The organism is Micromonospora sp. C41, assembly GCF_018070485.1.
Taxonomy (GTDB): domain Bacteria; phylum Actinomycetota; class Actinomycetes; order Mycobacteriales; family Micromonosporaceae; genus Micromonospora; species Micromonospora chalcea.
In genome coordinates this window covers 21,765-37,888 of record NZ_JAGPXP010000043.1, presented here as the reverse complement: position 1 = coordinate 37,888, position 16,124 = coordinate 21,765, and the positions used below count along the sequence as shown (strand labels likewise).

The 16,124-nt window shown below is 72.3% G+C and carries 14 protein-coding genes, 2 tRNA genes and 1 pseudogene; 8 read left to right on the top strand and 9 right to left on the bottom strand.

The features are described 5' to 3' along the window. Positions 1 to 185 precede the first annotated feature (185 nt). From KBX43_RS29010 to KBX43_RS28995, 4 genes are read right to left on the bottom strand one after another with little or no spacing between them, the layout of a single operon-like run. Positions 186 to 1,277 carry a hypothetical protein gene (locus tag KBX43_RS29010; RefSeq protein WP_307851622.1) on the bottom strand — a complete coding sequence of 364 codons (1,092 nt, stop codon included), beginning with the start codon at positions 1,275 to 1,277 and terminating at the stop codon, positions 186 to 188. After that, positions 1,274 to 1,990 carry a thioredoxin domain-containing protein gene (locus KBX43_RS29005; protein ID WP_043326145.1) on the bottom strand — a complete coding sequence of 239 codons (717 nt, stop codon included), beginning with the start codon at positions 1,988 to 1,990 and terminating at the stop codon, positions 1,274 to 1,276. Before KBX43_RS29005 ends, KBX43_RS29010 begins: the two co-directional genes overlap by 4 nt. After that, positions 1,983 to 2,507 (bottom strand): MauE/DoxX family redox-associated membrane protein, encoded by a 525-nt coding sequence (locus KBX43_RS29000; protein WP_043326143.1) that lies wholly within the window; start codon positions 2,505 to 2,507, stop codon positions 1,983 to 1,985. The genes KBX43_RS29005 and KBX43_RS29000 overlap by 8 nt, the downstream gene beginning before the upstream one ends. A gap of 30 nt (positions 2,508 to 2,537) precedes the next feature. Next, on the bottom strand, positions 2,538 to 3,125 hold the full coding sequence (locus KBX43_RS28995) for a sigma-70 family RNA polymerase sigma factor (RefSeq protein ID WP_064446940.1): 588 nt from the start codon (positions 3,123 to 3,125) through the stop codon (positions 2,538 to 2,540). A gap of 222 nt (positions 3,126 to 3,347) precedes the next feature. On the opposite strand from KBX43_RS28995, the gene KBX43_RS28990 reads away from it, so the two are divergent. The 3 genes from KBX43_RS28990 (at position 3,348) to KBX43_RS32285 (ending at position 6,758) form a co-directional block, all read left to right on the top strand. After that, positions 3,348 to 5,015, top strand: coding sequence for a copper resistance CopC/CopD family protein (locus KBX43_RS28990; RefSeq protein ID WP_043330589.1), 1,668 nt, complete (start codon positions 3,348 to 3,350; stop codon positions 5,013 to 5,015). 16 nt (positions 5,016 to 5,031) lie between these two features. Beyond that, on the top strand, positions 5,032 to 5,766 hold the full coding sequence (locus KBX43_RS28985) for a YcnI family protein (RefSeq protein ID WP_210888319.1): 735 nt from the start codon (positions 5,032 to 5,034) through the stop codon (positions 5,764 to 5,766). Between the two features lie 140 nt (positions 5,767 to 5,906). Next, positions 5,907 to 6,758 carry a hypothetical protein gene (locus KBX43_RS32285; RefSeq protein WP_210888318.1) on the top strand — a complete coding sequence of 284 codons (852 nt, stop codon included), beginning with the start codon at positions 5,907 to 5,909 and terminating at the stop codon, positions 6,756 to 6,758. Positions 6,759 to 6,858: 100 nt separating this feature from the next. Here KBX43_RS32285 and KBX43_RS28975 read toward each other — a convergent pair whose 3' ends face one another. Continuing rightward, positions 6,859 to 8,154 carry a glycosyltransferase 87 family protein gene (locus KBX43_RS28975; RefSeq protein WP_113971881.1) on the bottom strand — a complete coding sequence of 432 codons (1,296 nt, stop codon included), beginning with the start codon at positions 8,152 to 8,154 and terminating at the stop codon, positions 6,859 to 6,861. Between the two features lie 74 nt (positions 8,155 to 8,228). On the opposite strand from KBX43_RS28975, the gene orn reads away from it, so the two are divergent. Then, positions 8,229 to 8,819: an oligoribonuclease gene (gene orn, locus KBX43_RS28970; RefSeq protein ID WP_082931010.1), complete on the top strand. Its 591-nt coding sequence runs from the start codon at positions 8,229 to 8,231 to the stop codon at positions 8,817 to 8,819. 90 nt (positions 8,820 to 8,909) lie between these two features. Then, positions 8,910 to 8,982: transfer RNA gene (locus KBX43_RS28965), tRNA-His, on the top strand. A 281-nt stretch (positions 8,983 to 9,263) separates the two neighbouring features. On the opposite strand, the gene KBX43_RS28960 is transcribed toward KBX43_RS28965, so the two are convergent. The 3 genes from KBX43_RS28960 to KBX43_RS28950 form a co-directional block, all read right to left on the bottom strand. Continuing rightward, positions 9,264 to 9,644: a hypothetical protein gene (locus KBX43_RS28960; RefSeq protein ID WP_210888316.1), complete on the bottom strand. Its 381-nt coding sequence runs from the start codon at positions 9,642 to 9,644 to the stop codon at positions 9,264 to 9,266. A gap of 356 nt (positions 9,645 to 10,000) precedes the next feature. Beyond that, positions 10,001 to 11,314 carry an Ig-like domain-containing protein gene (locus KBX43_RS28955; protein WP_113971879.1) on the bottom strand — a complete coding sequence of 438 codons (1,314 nt, stop codon included), beginning with the start codon at positions 11,312 to 11,314 and terminating at the stop codon, positions 10,001 to 10,003. A gap of 161 nt (positions 11,315 to 11,475) precedes the next feature. Beyond that, positions 11,476 to 12,753: an Ig-like domain-containing protein gene (locus tag KBX43_RS28950; protein WP_069087503.1), complete on the bottom strand. Its 1,278-nt coding sequence runs from the start codon at positions 12,751 to 12,753 to the stop codon at positions 11,476 to 11,478. Between the two features lie 187 nt (positions 12,754 to 12,940). Between KBX43_RS28950 and KBX43_RS28945 the strand changes: the two genes are divergently transcribed. Then, a tRNA-Lys gene (locus KBX43_RS28945) sits at positions 12,941 to 13,016 on the top strand. 195 nt (positions 13,017 to 13,211) lie between these two features. Here KBX43_RS28945 and KBX43_RS28940 read toward each other — a convergent pair. Then, positions 13,212 to 14,519 carry a hypothetical protein gene (locus tag KBX43_RS28940; protein ID WP_174535333.1) on the bottom strand — a complete coding sequence of 436 codons (1,308 nt, stop codon included), beginning with the start codon at positions 14,517 to 14,519 and terminating at the stop codon, positions 13,212 to 13,214. Positions 14,520 to 14,713: 194 nt separating this feature from the next. On the opposite strand from KBX43_RS28940, the pseudogene KBX43_RS28935 reads away from it, so the two are divergent. Beyond that, positions 14,714 to 15,234, top strand: a pseudogene (locus KBX43_RS28935) (kinase). Between the two features lie 47 nt (positions 15,235 to 15,281). Beyond that, a complete protein-coding gene (locus KBX43_RS28930) occupies positions 15,282 to 16,115 on the top strand; it encodes a MerR family transcriptional regulator (protein WP_210888314.1) in 834 nt (277 codons plus the stop codon). Positions 16,116 to 16,124 lie beyond the last annotated feature (9 nt).

The window sequence follows — 16,124 nt, the reverse complement described above, 5'->3', positions numbered from 1 at the left end:
CCCCCTCCGCCGCGATCTTGCACTTTCCGCCCGGGCATTCCGGGCAAAAGCCGCACGCCCGGGGCGGCAACTGCAAGATCGCGCCGCCCGGGGGCGAGTGCGGCGGGAGTGGAACGTGATGGGTGTGTCGAGGGCGGTTTGACACCCGTGGTGTTCCACTCGGGCTGCCCGGCGCTCGCAGATGGTCAGGGCGTGGGGGTTGGGTGGGGGGTGGGGCGGGCTGCTCTTGCTGCGGTGCGCAGGCGCAACAGGCCCGCCGCGACCGCGCCGGCTCCCGTCGCCAGGCCGACCACCACCAGCACCCGCACCAGGGTGGGCGGGCCGGCGGCCGGGGGGATCGCGCGGGACAGCGCGGCGAGGTTCGTCACCCCGGCGAACACCGTCAGGCATGCGCCGGCCAGCGCCAGCACGAAGTCGGCGGCCGGGCGGCGGGCCAGCGCGTACCCGCCCGCGGCGAGCGCGCCGAGGCCGGTGAGCAGCGTCCACACCTGCCCGGTGAACAGTTCGGCGAGCATTCCGCCGAGGCCCGGGGTGCCGGTGTCGAACGCCCGGGCGACGGTGAGCGCCACTGTCGCCGCGCCGCCCAGGGCGAGCAGTGCGCCCACTCCGCGCAGCGCGCGTACCCCGGCGGTCGTGCCGCCCGGCGCGAGCCCGGCCGCGCCGATCACCAGGAAGCCGAGCGTGGCGGCCACCCACCAGGGGTACGGGTCGGGCGGCGGCACCCAGTCCAGTGTGCCGCGTACGGCTCCGGTGGTGTCACCGGCGCGCAGCGGCACCGCCCAGTCGCGTACCCGGTGTTCCCGGTCCGGGTCGGCGGCGACGGCGGCCGGCGGCGCGTCCTCCCGCCACAGCGTGCGCTGGTCGTGCCAGCGGGCGGTGGGCCCGTCGTCGATCCGCCGCCAGTCCGGCGCGGCGGCCGGGTTCGCCTCGGCGGGCAGCCGGGTCTCGCCGGCCAGCGTCCGGTTCAGGTACGTGGCGGGGGAGTGGACGTTCTCGTACACGCCGCCCGGGCCGACGCGCAGGTACGGCTCGCCGGAGTAGCCCATCACCGTGACGTCGGGGCCGGTGTCGTTCGTCAGCTCCAGCCGTGCGCCGGCCTCCACCATGCGGGCGGTGAGCCCGGGGCGGTCCGGGTCGACGCCGGTGATCGTGGCGCGGTAGTCGGTGCCGTCGGGCGCGTCCGCGCCGTGCGCGGCGGCCGGCGCGGCGAACGTGAGCAGGGCGACGGCCGCGCCGGTGAACACCAGCGCGGCCCGGCGCAGGGGTGCGGGGATCACTTCCCGGCCGCCTCCACCGCTGCCCTGATCCCCTCGGGGCTGCGGTCCCGCAGCTCACTTCCGTTGATCTTGATGGTCGGGGTCCCGGTCACGCCGGCCTTGCTCGCCTCGTCGGTGACGTGCTCGGTCCACGACCGGTACGTGCCGTCGGAGACGCAGGACGCGAACTCGTCCCGGTTCAGCCCGACGCCCGCGCCGATGTCGACCAGCTCGTCGTTGCTGAGCCCGGCGCCGCCCTCCGGCGGCTGCTTGGCGAAGAGCTGGTCGGTGAACTCGCGGAACTTGCCGCCCTGCGCCGCGCAGCCGGAGGCGGCCGAGGAGCGGGTGGAGTACTCGGTGGTGGAGAAGCGGTTGAGGAAGGCGACCGGGTGGAACACCAGCTTGGCCTTGCCCTCGGTGACGAGCTGGTTGAGCGTCTCGCCGTTGATCTGCTGGAACTGCTTGCAGGCCGGGCAGAGGTAGTCCTCGTACAGGTCGATGGTGACCGGCCCGGTGCCCTGGACGATGCCGGTGCCGGCGTCGTTCGCGCCGGGCGGCGCGGTGAAGTCGTCCGACTTCTGGCTGGAGTAGACGGCCCAGCCGATGCCACCGGCGATGACCAGCACCAGTACGGCGGCGATCGTGGTCCAGAGCGTGCGCTTGCGGCGCTTCTCCCGGGCGATCTGCTCGCGTACCACCCGCGCCGCGTCCCTGCGGCCCTTGCGGCTACTCATCGGTGTCCTCCACGGTGTCGTCGCCGGCCAGCCAGCCGTCCACCGAGAACGGCGTGCGGGGCCAGATCAGCAGGAACCCGGCAAGCGCCAGGAACCCCAGGTCCCGGAGGATCTCCGGGAGGTAACTGGGTGTCTCGCCGGCGGCGAGCTGGCCGCCGCTGCCGAAGCACCCGCAGTCGATGGCCAGGCCGCGCGCCCAGGCCGAGGCGATGCCGGCGATGAAGACCACGAGCAGCACCGCCGAGATCCCGGCGCTGACCCGGGTGGCCAGCCCGGCGAGAAGCAGCAGACCCAGGGCCAGCTCGACGAAGGGCAGCGCCGCGCCGATCACGGTGGCCAGCTCGTACGGCATCACCTGGTAGGCGTTGACGGCCCGGCCGGAGGCGGCGAGATCGCCGACCTTGGTGCCGCCGGCGATCAGCCAGACGGCGGCCAGTCCGAGGCGGGCGGCGACGCCGAGCCAGGGGCGCAGGGTCTGCCAGCGGCCGGCCGGGGAAGGGGAGGGGGTCACAGTCATTCGTCGTCCGAGCGTCACGAAAGGTTCCCGCTATCCGGTCATCGTGTCGCCGACGGCGCCGACCAGTTCGTCCCGGGCGCGGGCCACCCGGGAGCGGATGGTGCCCACCGGCACCCCCTCCACGTCGGCGGCCTCGGCGTAGGACAGGCCGAGCAACTGGGTGAGCACGAACGCGGAGCGCCGCTCGGCCGGTAGCCGGCGGACCAGGTCGGTGGCGCCGAGCTGACCGGCCGGGTCCGGGTAGGGGCGGTCGGTGGCGGCCTGGGCGGCGAGCCGCGCGTCGAGCCGCCGGCGGCGTACCACCGTGCGCAGGTGGTCGGCGCAGGCCCGGCGGGCGATGCCGAGCAACCAGGTACGCACGCTGGAGCGCCCCTCGAAGCCGGGCAGCGCCCGGAACGCCCGCAGGTACGTCTCCTGGGTCAGGTCGTCCGCGCTGTCCGGGTCGACGAGCGCGGCGGCGAAGCGCCACACCTCGGCCTGGGTGGCCCGGACGAGGGCGGCCTGCGCGTCGCGGTCCCCGTCGCGGGCGGCGAGCGCCCAGCCGGTGGCCGTGTCCCGGACAGCCTCGGCGGCCGCCTCGGGGCGGTCGTCGGCGGTGTCACGCGAGCCGGGGATCACGTCACCCGAGGTTACGCGGCGTACCTGGAGGGGACAGGGTCCTTCGGCCCATTCCGTGGTCCCGCACACGCCGGGAACTTTTTCCCGCCGCCGTCCGACTACCCTCCCATGACCTCCGAGCAGGCCCGGCGTGGCGCGCGCCGCCGCGCCGGGTGGGCGCTCGGTCACGCCCGCCCGGGACCGGCTCGCCGGATCGGCTCCGGTTCGGGAACCATGGCGGTCATGACTGCTGCCGTACGCCGCCCGTCCCGGGCCGTCGCCGCCCGATCCGGGGCCGTCGCCGGGCTGCTGCTCCTGCTGGTCGCCCTGCTGCTCGTCCCGGCCACCCCGGCCAGCGCCCACGCGGTGCTGGTGAGCAGCAGCCCGGCCGCCTCCGCCGTGGTGCCCGACGCGCCCGCGCAGGTGGTGATCACCTTCAGCGAGAGCGTCCGCAAGGTGCCCGGGAAGGTCCGCGTGATCGCCCCCGACGGCTCGCGGGCCGACCGGGGCGAGCCGACGTTCCAGGGCGCCGAGGTCACCATCCCGGTGGACCCCGGCGCGGGGCGCGGCACCTATCTGGTGAGTTACCGGGTCATCTCGGCGGACAGTCACCCGGTCTCCGGCGCCTTCACCTACTCCGTCGGCGCGCCGTCCGAGCCGCCGACGGACAGCGGCACCGACAACCGGGCGAACCCGGTGACCGAGACCGCGGTGAAGGTGGCGAAGTACGCCGGCTACGCCGGGTTGCTGCTGCTCGTCGGCCCGGCGCTGGTGCTGGCCGCGCTCTGGCCGCGCCGGCTGTCCCGCCGCGGCCCGGCCCGGCTGGCCTGGACCGGGCTGGGCGTGCTGGCGGTGGCGACGCTGGCCGAGATCTGGCTCCAGGTGCCCTACGTCAACGGCGGCGGCCTGTTCGACGTGACCGGCTCCGGGCTCGGCGACGTGCTCGGCAGCGCGTACGGCACGACCCACCTGGTCCGGCTGGGCCTGCTCGCCGCGGCGGCGTTCCTGCTCCGGCCGCTGTTCGCCGGCCCGGTCGGCCGCACCGACGGGATCATCCTCGCCGTTCTCGGCGGCGCCGCGCTGTTCACCTGGCCGCTCGCCGGGCACGCGGCGGCCTCGCCGGCCCCGGCCGTGTCGGTGGTGGTGGACGCGGTGCACCTGGGCGCCATGGCGGTCTGGCTCGGCGGCCTGGTGATGCTCGCGGTGTTCCTGCTGCGCCGGGCCGACGAGCGCGAGCTGGACGCGATCCTGCCGATCTGGTCCCGCTGGGCGGCGCTCGCGGTGGCCGCGCTGCTGCTGGCCGGCACCGTGCAGGGGCTGATCGAGGTGGCCAGCCTCCAAGCCCTGATCGACACCACGTACGGGCAGCTGCTGCTCGCCAAGATCGCGCTGTTCGCGCTGGTGATCGGCGTGGCCGCGTACTCCCGGGCGCTGGTGCGGCGGCGCGTCGCCGCCGGACGGCCGGGCTCGATGCGGCGGGCGGTGGTGGCCGAGCTGGTGATCACGGCGGTGGTGCTGGGCGTGTCGGCGACGCTCGTGCAGACCACACCGGCGCGGACCGCCGTCGCGGACGCGCCGGGCGCCTCGCCCGGCTACTTCTCCACCACGCTGAGCAGCCCGATCTACTCGTTGCAGGTCGAGCTGGACCCGGCCGAGACCGGCAACAACTCGATGCACCTGTACGCCTACACCCCGGACAACCGGCCGCAGCCGGTGCAGGAGTGGAAGGTCACCGCCGCCCTGCCGTCGGCCGGGATCGAGCCGATCACGGTCCCGCTGCTGCCGTTGAGCGACAACCACGCCACCGGGGAGGTCAACCTGCCGGCCCGTGGTGACTGGCAGTTGCGCATCACCGTCCGCACGTCCGACATCGACCAGGCCACGGTGACCGCCACCGTGCCGATCAAGTAACGGGAAGGTCCCACTGATGATCCGTCTCCGGCGCTCCGCGACCGTCGCCGCGCTGACCCTGACCGCCGTCGCCACGACCGTGCTCGGCCTGGCCGGCCCGGCCTCGGCGCACGTCACGATCAACCCGGCCGAGGGCAAGCAGGGCGGCTACGGCCGGTTCGCCTTCCGGGTGCCGAACGAGAGCGACACGGCGTCGACGGTCAAGGTCGAGGTGAACCTGCCGGAGAACGCACCCGTCGGTTCGGTGTCCACGATGCCGGTGCCGGGCTGGACGGTGGCGGTGGAGAAGCGCAAGGTCGACCCGCCGATCGAGGTGCACGGCAGCCAGCTCACCGAGGCGGTGTCGAAGCTCACCTTCACCGCGGCGCCGAACGGCGGCGTGAAGCCGGGCGAGTTCCAGGAGTTCCCGGTGTCGATGGGCCCGCTGCCGCAGGTCGACACGATGGTGTTCAAGGTGCTCCAGACGTACTCCGACGGTAACGTCTCCCGATGGATCGAGGAGCCGACGCCGGGCGCGGAGGAGCCGGAGAACCCGGCGCCGGTGCTCAAGCTGGCCGCCGCCGAGAACGCGCCCGCCTCGCCGGGCGCGAGCGCGTCGGCCGCCGCGGCGGCCGACGACGATGACGACGACGCCGGCTCCGGCGCGGCGACCGCCCTCGGGGTGGCCGGTCTGGTCGCCGGACTGGCCGGCCTGGTCCTCGGCGGTCTGGCGTTCGCGCGTACCCGGCGGGAGCCCGCGGCGAAGGCCTGAACGCGAGCGACGCACCGGCCCGGCGGAACGATCCGCCGGGCCGGTCGCCGTCCCGGCCGGGTGCCGCCGATATCCGGCGATCGGCCGACCCGCGTCGGTAAGGTCTGGCGGGTAGTTGGCTACCGAGAGGGACGACGCGAATGCGTTTCGCACGCACGATCGCCGGCATGGTGCTGCTGGCGCTGGGGGTTCCGGCCCTGCTGGCCGGCGCCGGCCTCTGGCTCGCGGCCGGGCACGCCGACCCGGACGGCGGTTTCGGCGCCCGGTTCGAGCCGGTCCGCACGCCCGCCCGCGTGGTGCTGGTGACCGACGTGGACGCGCTGCTGCGCACCGACCTGCCGGTGGCGCGCACCGGGCAGGCCCGGCTGCACCTCACCGCGCGGGACGACCACGGCCCGGTCTTCCTCGGCCTCGCCCCGGCCGACGAGGTGCGGCGGTGGCTGGCCGACGTCCCGCACAGCACCGTGCGCCGCGTCGCCGTCACCCGGGGCCCGCTTCCGGTCGATCTCGACCCGGCCACCGCCGGCGACGGCGTCGCCGTGCCGCTGGCCCAGCCCTTCTGGGTACGCGAGGGCATCGGCTCGCTGGAGTGGAGTCCGCCCGAGCTGGGTGGCCGGTCGTTGAGCCTGGTCGTGATGCGCGTGGACGGCGCCGACGGGCTCGACCTGCGGATGCGGGGCGAGCTGCGGGCCGGCTGGTTCCCCGGGCTGGCGTGGGCGCTGCTGACCGGCGGGACGCTGCTCGTGGTCCTCGCCGTGGTGGTGCTCCTGCGGCCGCTGCGGCCGCGTGAGGTGGTCTTCGTGGTCGAGCCGGACCAGGTGCCGGTGCTGGCCGGGCGCCTCGGCGTCACCTCGCTGAGTGGGCTGGGCCGGCAGCCGGGTCCGGCGTCGCGGCCCGAACGGCATCTGGTGGCGGTGGGCTCGGGCACCCACGGGCGGACCCGCGCGGCGATCGCCCCGCCGCCCGGCCGGTGCCCGGACGACCAGGACTGACCGGAAGAACCGAACGGCCCTCCGCGCTGCCGACGCGGAGGGCCGTCCTCACCGGGGGATCGGTGCTACCTGGGAGAAATCTGAGGTAGTTGAGACCAGATTAGCGCTGATCGCCGTTTGTTGCGAGGTGTGTCCGTTCAGTCCGTGTTATCTGAGGTTCGTCCCGGTGGTGGCGGATCGGGAGCACCACCAGCAACAGCAGGCTGAGCAGCACGTACACGTTGCGCACGACGAAGTCGACCGGGTCGTCCGTGTGCACGATGGCGGTGCCCCAGTCCTGGAACGTCACCAGGCCGTACACGATCGGCAGGCCGACCACGGCGGCCAGCGCGAACAGCCCGCCGCGGCGGCGCGCCCCGGCCGGCGTCGCCGGATCCGCGTCCAGCGCCGCGTCGACGAGCACCACCACGGCGGGGATGAACCAGTAGAGGTGGTGGATCCAGGTGATCGGGCTGACCAGCCCGCCCACCAGGCCGGTCACTGTGAGCCCCACCAGCGCGTCGCCCGCCCGCGCCGCCCGCGCCGCGCGCCACAGGCCGAACGCGGCCACCGCCAGCGCGAGCAGCAGCCACAGCAGCCGGTCCGCCTCGGCCGACGCGGACAGGCGGCTGAGCAGCCCGAACAGCGACTGGTTGCCGGTGTAGTCGGTGCGGCCCACCCGGTCGGTGGCCCACAGCTCGTGGGTCCAGAACCGCCACGAGTCACCGGGCGCGACCGCCGCCGCCAGCAACGTGGCCGCCGCCGCGGTCGCCGCCGCCACCGCCGCCGCCCGCCACTTGCGGGCGACCAGCAGGTAGAGGACGAAGATGCCGGGGAAGAGCTTGAGCGCCGCGGCCAGTCCCACGCCCACGCCGGCCCAGCGTCGCCCCTGCGGTACGGCGAACAGCAGGTCGGCCAGGATCAGCACCACCAGCAGCATGTTGATCTGCCCGAGCGTGAGCGTCTCCCGGGTGCTCTCCACCGCCAGCACCAGCAGCACGGCGACCGTCAGCCCGAACCCGCGCGGCAGGTCGTGCCGCCGCAGCACCGGCAGCACCAGCCAGCGGGTCGTCACCACCACGGCGGCCACGGTCAGCACCACGAACGTGGCGACCGCGACGCCGAGCCGCAGATAGCCGAACGGCAGCAGCAGCAGCGCCGCGAACGGCGGATAGGTGAAGTAGAGCGCGCCCTGCACCCGGTCCGGCTGGACGTAGTCGTAGAGCGGATGCCCGGCCGCCCACCAGTCCATCGCCGACATGTAGATCTTCTGGTCGTAGTAGTCGTGGCGCAGGTTGGGCAGGTAGAGCGCCGGCAGGATCGCGACCAGCGCCAGCACCGCTACGACCCGCCGGACCGTACGCGCGCCCACGTCGCCGCGGGCGACGGCGGGTGGGGCGGCGGGTTCGGCTGGCACGCAGGAAACCCTAGCGGTCCACGTCGGCCACCGTGCCGAGGCGCGGGCGGGTCGGCGGCGCGTAGTCTGTTCCGGTGGCTGATCTTCTCGTCTGGATCGACTGTGAGATGACCGGGCTGGACCTGCGGCGGGACGCGCTGATCGAGGTCGCGGCGCTGGTCACCGATCCCGATCTCAACGTGCTCGGTGACGGCGTCGACGTGGTGATCCACGCCGACGACGAGGTGCTCGACGGCATGCCGGAGATCGTGCGCAGCATGCACGCCAAGTCCGGGCTCACCGAGGAGGTACGCCGCTCCACGGTCACCCTGGCCGAGGCCGAGGACATGGTGCTCGACTACGTGACCAGCTACGTGAAGGACCCACGTACCGCGCCGCTGTGCGGCAACTCGATCGCCACCGACCGGGGCTTCCTGGCCCGCGACATGACCCGGCTCGACGCCCACCTGCACTACCGGATGATCGACGTGTCGTCGATCAAGGAGCTGTGCCGGCGCTGGTACCCGCGGGTGTACTTCGGGCAGCCGCAGAAGGGCCTGGCCCACCGGGCGCTCGCCGACATCCGGGAGAGCATCCGCGAGCTGGAGTACTACCGGCGGACCGTGTTCGTGCCGCTGCCGGGCCCGGACGTCGAGGCCGCGAAGGCGATCGCCGCCCAGCTCTGACGCCCGCGCCGAACCCGGTGGACGGGGTCGGCCGGAGTGTGGCTATTATTAGTCCGCGCACCGCCCGGGCAACCGCAAGCGGCGAGCATGGTGGCTGTAGCTCAGTTGGCAGAGCACCGGGTTGTGGTCCCGGTTGTCGTGGGTTCAATTCCCATCAGTCACCCCGATAGTGGATCTGCTCCACTGCCTGATCACGCCCCCTCCTTCGAGGGGGCGTGAGTCGTTTCAGGGGCACCGCAGGGGAGTCGTGGCCCCGCCAGTGCGCGTCTCCCCTGCGGAAGGCGTTCGAACTCCGGCTGGAAATCGACGCGATGTGCTTCCTGCCCGGAGAAGCACGCCTACACTGGGGTGGTACATAGAGCCGATCAGTCCGCGGATGTGGTCGGAAGTCGGGCCGAGGACTCCCGGGGCAGACCGGGACCTCGGCCCCGCGCATGTTCACAGTCAGTGCAGCTCGATCTCGGACACTCTCAGTGTGGGCGTCAGCGGAGCGAGCAGCTGTTGCCCATGAGCTGAGCCGTGTGCGCTGCTGACCGCGCCGGCAACGATGTCCGGCAGCCACAGCAGCGGATCACTCTGCGGTCCGTACGGCCGCACGAAGTCAATCTTGATCCGTCCTGAGATGATCCGCCGCCGCTTGAACTGAGCAATGGCAGCGGTGTCCTTGGCGTTGAGCGACGCCGTGCGGGTCTCGATGCTCGCGTGTTCCACGCCTGCCCGGTCGAGTTGCCACAACATCTGCTCCATGCACAGCCGCCGGGCGCGTTCCTGCCGGGAGCTGTCCATGCCGGTTCCCATGACCACCACATGGACCGCTGCAGTCATGGACGCCACGGCCTGGACCATCTTGCGCCGTTCGCCGTCGGTCGCGTCCCGGTAGTGAACGCGGGCCCGGGGCGTCGGAGCCAGCCTGGCAGCGTCGAACCTGACCTCTCGACCTCGCCGGTCTGTATCACCGCCGCTGCGAGCACGTAGATGCCGCTGCGGTCGGGCCGTTGACGCATCGACTCGTCGAGCCAGGCCGCGCTGCTCATCTGACCACCTCAACGACCGGCTGACGGAAGGTCCATGGCGCGCCCGGCCATGAGGGGAACGAGCGCGGTCCCGACAAGACATGGCCTGTGTGTCTCCTCACGACGAAGCCCCCTCCTTCCGGAGGGGGCTTCGTCGTGTGCGCGAGGTCAGGGGGTCGGCTCGACGCTGGGCGTACCGGCGTCCGGCGTGGTGTCGGGGTCCGGGGTGTCGGCGGCCGGCGGCTCGTACGGCAGGGCGCTGCCCTTAACGTACTCCTCCCAGCTCATGTTCCAGTCGGTCCAGCCGTTGCCGTTCTGGAGCTTGCGCTCGGTGCCCTTCACCGTGATCGGGTCACCGATGCGGGTGTTGGCGAACAGCCAGTTGCCTTCCTTCATCGAGACGTTGACGCAGCCGTGCGACACGTTCGACCGGCCCTGCACGCCCTCGGACCAGGGCGCGGCGTGGATGAACTCGCCGCCCCAGGTGAGCCGCTGGGCGTAGTCGATCTCGGTGCGGTAGCCCTCCTCCGGGCCCAGCTCCTCCATGGTGTCGAAGACCGTGTGCCGGAGCTTCTCCATCACCACCATCGTGCCGCTGGACGAGGGGGTGCTCTTCTTGCCCAGGCTCACCGGGATGGTCTTGACCACCTTGCCGTCGCGGGTCACAGTCATCCGCTTGGTGCGGTTGTCGACCGTCATCACGAACGACGGGCCGATCTTGACGTCGACGGTGAGGTCGGACCGGCCGTACCAGCCGCCGCCGAGCGGCAGCCCGCCCGCCTGCACCTTGTAGCTGACGGTGCTGTTCGGCTTCCAGAACGTCTTGGGCCGGTAGCGCACCTCGGTCGGGCTCACCCAGTGCCAGATGCCCTCCTGGGCCGGCTTGGCGGTGACGATCATCCGGCGCTGGACGTCGTCGCGGTAGTCCTCCGGGATGGCCCGGCCGAACTTCACGATCAGCGGCATGGCCACGCCGACGACCTGGTTGTCGCCGAGGAAGCTGGTGACCCGGACCTGCTTGGCCGGCTTCGCCATGGTGGTGAACGTGCTGGTGGCGGTCGCGGGCTTGCCGTCGTCGCCGGTCGCCGTCACGGTCGCGGTGTACGTCTGCCCGTACTCCAGGGCGCCGGCCGGCAGCCAGCTCTTGCCGTCCGCGGCGACCGCGCCGTCAACGGCCTTGCCGGCGGAGTCCTTCACCTCGACTGTCGTCTCCTGCGCCTCGGTCGTGGTGAAGACGATGGCGGTGGAGGCGGGCACGTCCTTGGCGTCGGCGGCGGGCTCGCTGATCGTGGCGGCGGCCTTCGGGGCCTTCTCGCCACCGTCGCCGCCGCCCTGCCAGCTCGACGGCTTGCCGCCACCGCCGCCGGTGCAGGCGGAGGTCAGGGCCAACGCGGCGGCGAGCACCCCGGCCGCCAGCGCGCGGCGGCGGCCGACGCGCGGGGCGCTCCCGCCCCTGATCGGTTCGTCCTGGCCAGCTCGCATGATTCCCTCACAAGTGATGCCGTTCGGCGTCGTCTCAGGTCAGACGCGCCGGAGCGCTTACGCGTTGCCGGGCGTGAACCGGAACACCCCGCCGGGATGTAACGATTCCACGGCCGCCCGGCGCTTCGTCGGAGGTGGCGTGTCCGACCACGGTACGCCGGTCAGAACGGGGCGGGCTGCCCGCCCTCCGGCACCGGCAGCGCGCTGCCGGCGACGAACTCCGACCAACTCAAGCTCCAGGCAGTCCAGCCGTTGCCCGGCGCGAGGCGCCGCTCGGTGCCCTTCACCGTGATCGGATCACCGACGAGCGTCTTGCCGAACAGCCACCGCCCGTCGGCCATCGACACGTTGACGCAGCCGTGCGAGACGTTCCGGCGCCCCTGCACGCCCTCGGACCAGGGCGCGGCGTGGATGTACTCGCCGCCCCAGGTGATCCGCTGGGCGAAGTCGATCTCGGTGACGTACCGGTTGGCCGGGTCCGGCTCGCTGCGGGTGTCGAAGACGGTGGACTCCTTCTTCTCCATCACCACCATCGTGCCGCTGGAGGAGGGGGTGCTCTTCTTGCCCAGGCTCACCGGCAGCGTACGGATCACCGTGCCGTTCTCGGAGACCGTCATCCGCTTCGTCGCGTTGTCGACGGTCATCTCGAACGCGCGGCCGATCTTCGCGGTGGCGCTCCGGTCGATGTTGCCGTAGCGGCCGTTGCTCAGCGGGATCCCGGCCAGCGCCAGCCGTACGGTGATCGTGGTGCCGGTCTTCCAGTACTCCGGGGCGCGGTAGTACGCCTGGGTGCCGTTGTCGACCCAGTGCCAGGCGCCGGGCTGCGGCGGGTCCGTCTGCACGAACATCCGCTTCTGCACGGCGGCCCGGTCCTTCTTCGGGATGCCCGGGGAGAACTCGGCGACCACCGGCATGGCCACGCCGTACGTCTTGTCGCTGAACAGGTAGAGCCCGGAGCCGATCATCGACTTCGGCTTGGCCATCGTGGTGAACGTGCTGGTGCCCTCGTACGTCTGGCCGTCCTTGCCGGCGCCGGTGACGGTGACGGTGTACTTCGTGCCGTACTTCAGCGCGGCCGACGGCACCCAGCTGGACCCGTCCCGTCGCATCCGTCCGGCGACGGCGGTGCCGTCGGCGGTGGCGAGCACCACCTTCGACACGGTGCCGCCGCCCGGGATGCGGGCGCTGATCTCGGTGCTGACCGGCCGGCTCGCCGCGCCGTCGGCCGGGCTGACAGTCAGCGCCGCCGCGGGGGCGCCGCCGGTCGGGGCGGCGCTCGGGTCGGCGGGCGCCGAGGCCGAGACGCCGCCGACCTGCTGCTGGCCGGGCTCGAAGGCCGGCTTCTTCCCCTCGTCGCCGCCGCCGCACCCGGTCAGTGCCAGCGACGCCGTGAGGACCAGGGCGCCCACCGTCGCCCCGGCCCGCGAGAACCTGCCCATGCCCACCCCTGTCCTCACATGCCTGGCGGACATCGTGCCGTATCGACGCCATCTGACCCGCCCCGGCGCTGAACAGTCTGACCGTTTTAGTCGCTTTCGCCGGTTAAGCTCGACCGAAGGGGGGACCCCGGTATCGGATTGGAACCCGGCTCCGCGGGCGTGCTAATCTTCTTCCCGTTGTCAGCGAGCGCCGCTAGCTCAACTGGCAGAGCAGCGGACTCTTAATCCGCGGGTTCGGGGTTCGAGTCCCTGGCGGCGCACCAACGAGCAAGGCCCTGAGCAGGCGTTCCACGCCGTTCGGGGCCTTTTTCGCGTACGCCGCCCGCCGGCGGGTCGGGCGCGCGCCGGGGCGACGCCCGTGGGTGGAACACCATGGGTGTCAAACGGGCCCGGAGGCACCCATGACGTTCCACCGAAGCGTGGCCGGCCGGGCGGCGGAGCGGCTCGACCAACCGCGCCTATGCGGGCAGCGCGGGGAATACGACCACCGAGCCGTCCCTGCTGCGGGCGATCTCGATCGCCACATCTGCCTGGCGGTTGTTGACCATGCTGCTGTCGCGCAGCCTGTGTACGCGATCCGCCGCGCGCATCAGGCGGTCGACCTCGCTGTTCGTCAGCACGGGCAGCAGACTGTTGGGGCGTGTCAGCTCCAGCGCCGACAGGCGTTCGAGGACACCCGCGATGCCCGACTCCAGTTTGTCGAGGCGCTGCTGATCGGCCTTGAGAGCGCGGGCGAAGCTCTCGTACGGGTTGTCGGGGTCCATCTGGGCATGCTCTACGGCCTGCAGGACAATGACCCGCTGCTTCAGCGCAATGGCCAAGGCGGCGAGTTCGAGGTGGGCGCGGAACGTGCCGCCGTCTTCATCGACGCCCGGGAACGACTTGGTCAGCGTGCCGAGGTCGACGGCCTTCCCGTCAGGCAGCTTGTCCAGCGCGCTCTGCCATCGGGTGAGGCGGCGGTCCGCGGCGGCCAGCGCCTTGTTGATGGCGTGCACCGCCGAGTCCAGCCCGAGTGATACACCGAGCTTGCCCTGGTCGAGCAGGATCGCGGCGGCTTTGTCGATGGTGTCGCGGCAGCCGTCGAGTTCGTTGCGTTCATCGTCGAGCTTCTGTTCCTGCAGCTGTTCCAGCAGTTCGGTGATGCGTTCGATGGCCTGCTGGCGCTTGTGGTCGGCGTTGGCGCTCATCCCCACGGCCACGGCCATGAGCACGAGCGGCGCGGCCACCGTGAGCGCCGCGCTACCGGCGACAGCGACGCCGGCTGTCGCAGCGGATCCACCGACTGCGCCTGTCGCCGCCGCCTTGCCGACCGGCACGAATGTTGCGTGGGCGGCGATGCCCGACGAGTTCACCAGTGCACTGCGGATACCGCCAGCCGTGCCCTTGGCCGCCATCGGGCAAACGAGGCCCTGTCCGAACTGGGCGGCGACCTTGGCCGGAATCACCATGCGATACAGGCCCTCACCGGCGGCGCTCGTCGCGCCCGCCACCGAGGAACTCCTCGCCGATTGCGAGATGAGCTGTGACAGGTGATGCGCAAGGGGACTTGCGGCATCGAGCGGGATACCGCGGCTGCGGTCGAGCGTCCCGGGCAGGGGATGTACCTCAAGCGTGGCGATCGGCTTGTCTGCCAGAACCGCCAGCACACCGCGCAGTTCAGCCAATCGCTCAGCAGTCATCGGCTCGTCCCCGACCAGTGCGGGCACCCGGATGTCCCCGGTAGCGAGCGTCCACACCGGAACGACCGCCTTGTGGTCGTCAGTCATCGTCCACCCCCAGCTTCCCGGCGACAGACTAGTCCGCCAGCCCCGCTCCGGGCTGGCCCTCAGAATTCCACGTGCTGAGCGCATCTGGCATAGCTTGGGCAGCGGAGCACCGAGGCCGTGGCCCCCACGAGTCCGCTGTTCGGAGCGCCGCCCTGACCCCATCCGTCAGCGGCGCCTGAGGCCAGGGAGGCGCCGTGCCCGCTGAGACCACCGGGAGCCCGGACACGGTCCTCGTCTGCATCAGGGGCAACTCCGGCTCGGGCAAGAGCAGCATCGCCCGCGAGCTACGACACCGGCACGGCCGGGGATGCGCCCTCGTCGAACAGGACTACCTGCGCCGCATCGTCCTGCGCGAACGGGACAAGCCCGGCGGCGTCGCGCCCGCCCTGATCGAGCAGACCGTCCGGTTCGCGCTCGACCACGGCTACCACGTGGTCCTGGAGGGCATCCTGTACACCGGCCGCTACCGCGACATGCTGACCACGGCCACCGGGGGCGGTCGCTGTTCTGCTACCTCGACGTGTCGCTGGCCGAGACGCTGCGCCGGCATCTGACCCGCCCGCAGGCCGGTGAGTTCACCGCCGAGCAGATGAGCGACTGGTACGCCGCGCACGACGTCCTGGGCTGGCCCGGCGAACTCGTCCTCCCGGAGAGCACCGGCTTGGAGCAGGCGGTCGAGACGATCGCGGCCGCCGCCGGGCTGCCCCAGCATTAGGCGGCGGCGCTTGCCCTTGCGGTTACTGAAGGGGGCAGGCTGGGATCATGTTGTCGATCAGCGAGTTCAGCCAGATGTGTCACCTGTCGCCGCAGGCGCTGCGCTTCTACCACGCCGAAGGGCTGCTCGTGCCCGCCGAGGTCGACGACCGGACCGGCCACCGCTCGTACGCCTTCGAGCAGGTCGAACGTGCCATGCTGATCACGCTGCTGCGGGACACCGGAATGAGCGTGAAGCTCGTCCGGCGTGCCCTCGACGAACCGGACCAGGCGCTCGCCCTGCTCGATTGGCACAGCGACGAGGTCAGCCGGGAACGCCAGGCGCAGGCGGACGCGATCGCTGCCGCCCGCGCCGTCTTCGAGGCGCAGCCGGAGCCGCGGCTGCGGCACGTGCCGGCCACGACTGTGGTGGCGCGGCTCGTGCCGGGCACGCCGCTGGGCCGGGACGCGCAGGAGTGGGACCGGGCCGAGGAGATCATCCAGGCGGCGGCGGCCGAACTGGTCACCGCCGTGCGGCGGGCGGGCCTCACCTGCCTGGGCGAGCCGTGGCGGACGATGGCGCTGGAGACGCCGGAGCAGGACCGGCGCGTACTCGACGGCACCGGGCCGTTCTGGACGGTCAAGGTCGCGGTGACGGGCACCCCGGAGACGCTGCCGTCCCTGCCTGCCGACCTGTTCGTGCAGACGCCGGACGCCCACGACGAGTTGTTCATCTTCATGCCGGGCCGCAACACCATGGCCAAGTACTGCACTGTGGTCCTGCGCCTGCTCGACGCCGCCCCGGTCGACGGCGACCGGTTCGTCAACCTGGCGCGTCTTCGTCAGGAGGTCCGCCCCGACGGCGTGCTCAGCAGCGCGCCGGTCGAGCGACGACCGGCGTGACCGAATGAG

Excerpts from the sequence above, each read along its gene's own strand:
- KBX43_RS29005 (WP_043326145.1), bottom strand. The coding sequence starts at position 1,990 with ATGAGTAGCCGCAAGGGCCGCAGGGACGCGGCGCGGGTGGTACGCGAG.
- KBX43_RS29000 (WP_043326143.1), bottom strand. The coding sequence starts at position 2,507 with ATGACTGTGACCCCCTCCCCTTCCCCGGCCGGCCGCTGGCAGACCCTG.
- KBX43_RS28990 (WP_043330589.1), top strand. The coding sequence starts at position 3,348 with ATGACTGCTGCCGTACGCCGCCCGTCCCGGGCCGTCGCCGCCCGATCC.
- KBX43_RS28985 (WP_210888319.1), top strand. The coding sequence starts at position 5,032 with ATGATCCGTCTCCGGCGCTCCGCGACCGTCGCCGCGCTGACCCTGACC.
- KBX43_RS32285 (WP_210888318.1), top strand. The coding sequence starts at position 5,907 with ATGCGTTTCGCACGCACGATCGCCGGCATGGTGCTGCTGGCGCTGGGG.
- KBX43_RS28960 (WP_210888316.1), bottom strand. The coding sequence starts at position 9,644 with ATGACTGCAGCGGTCCATGTGGTGGTCATGGGAACCGGCATGGACAGC.
- KBX43_RS28955 (WP_113971879.1), bottom strand. The coding sequence starts at position 11,314 with ATGCGAGCTGGCCAGGACGAACCGATCAGGGGCGGGAGCGCCCCGCGC.
- KBX43_RS28950 (WP_069087503.1), bottom strand. The coding sequence starts at position 12,753 with ATGGGCAGGTTCTCGCGGGCCGGGGCGACGGTGGGCGCCCTGGTCCTC.
- KBX43_RS28940 (WP_174535333.1), bottom strand. The coding sequence starts at position 14,519 with ATGACTGACGACCACAAGGCGGTCGTTCCGGTGTGGACGCTCGCTACC.
- KBX43_RS28930 (WP_210888314.1), top strand. The coding sequence starts at position 15,282 with ATGTTGTCGATCAGCGAGTTCAGCCAGATGTGTCACCTGTCGCCGCAG.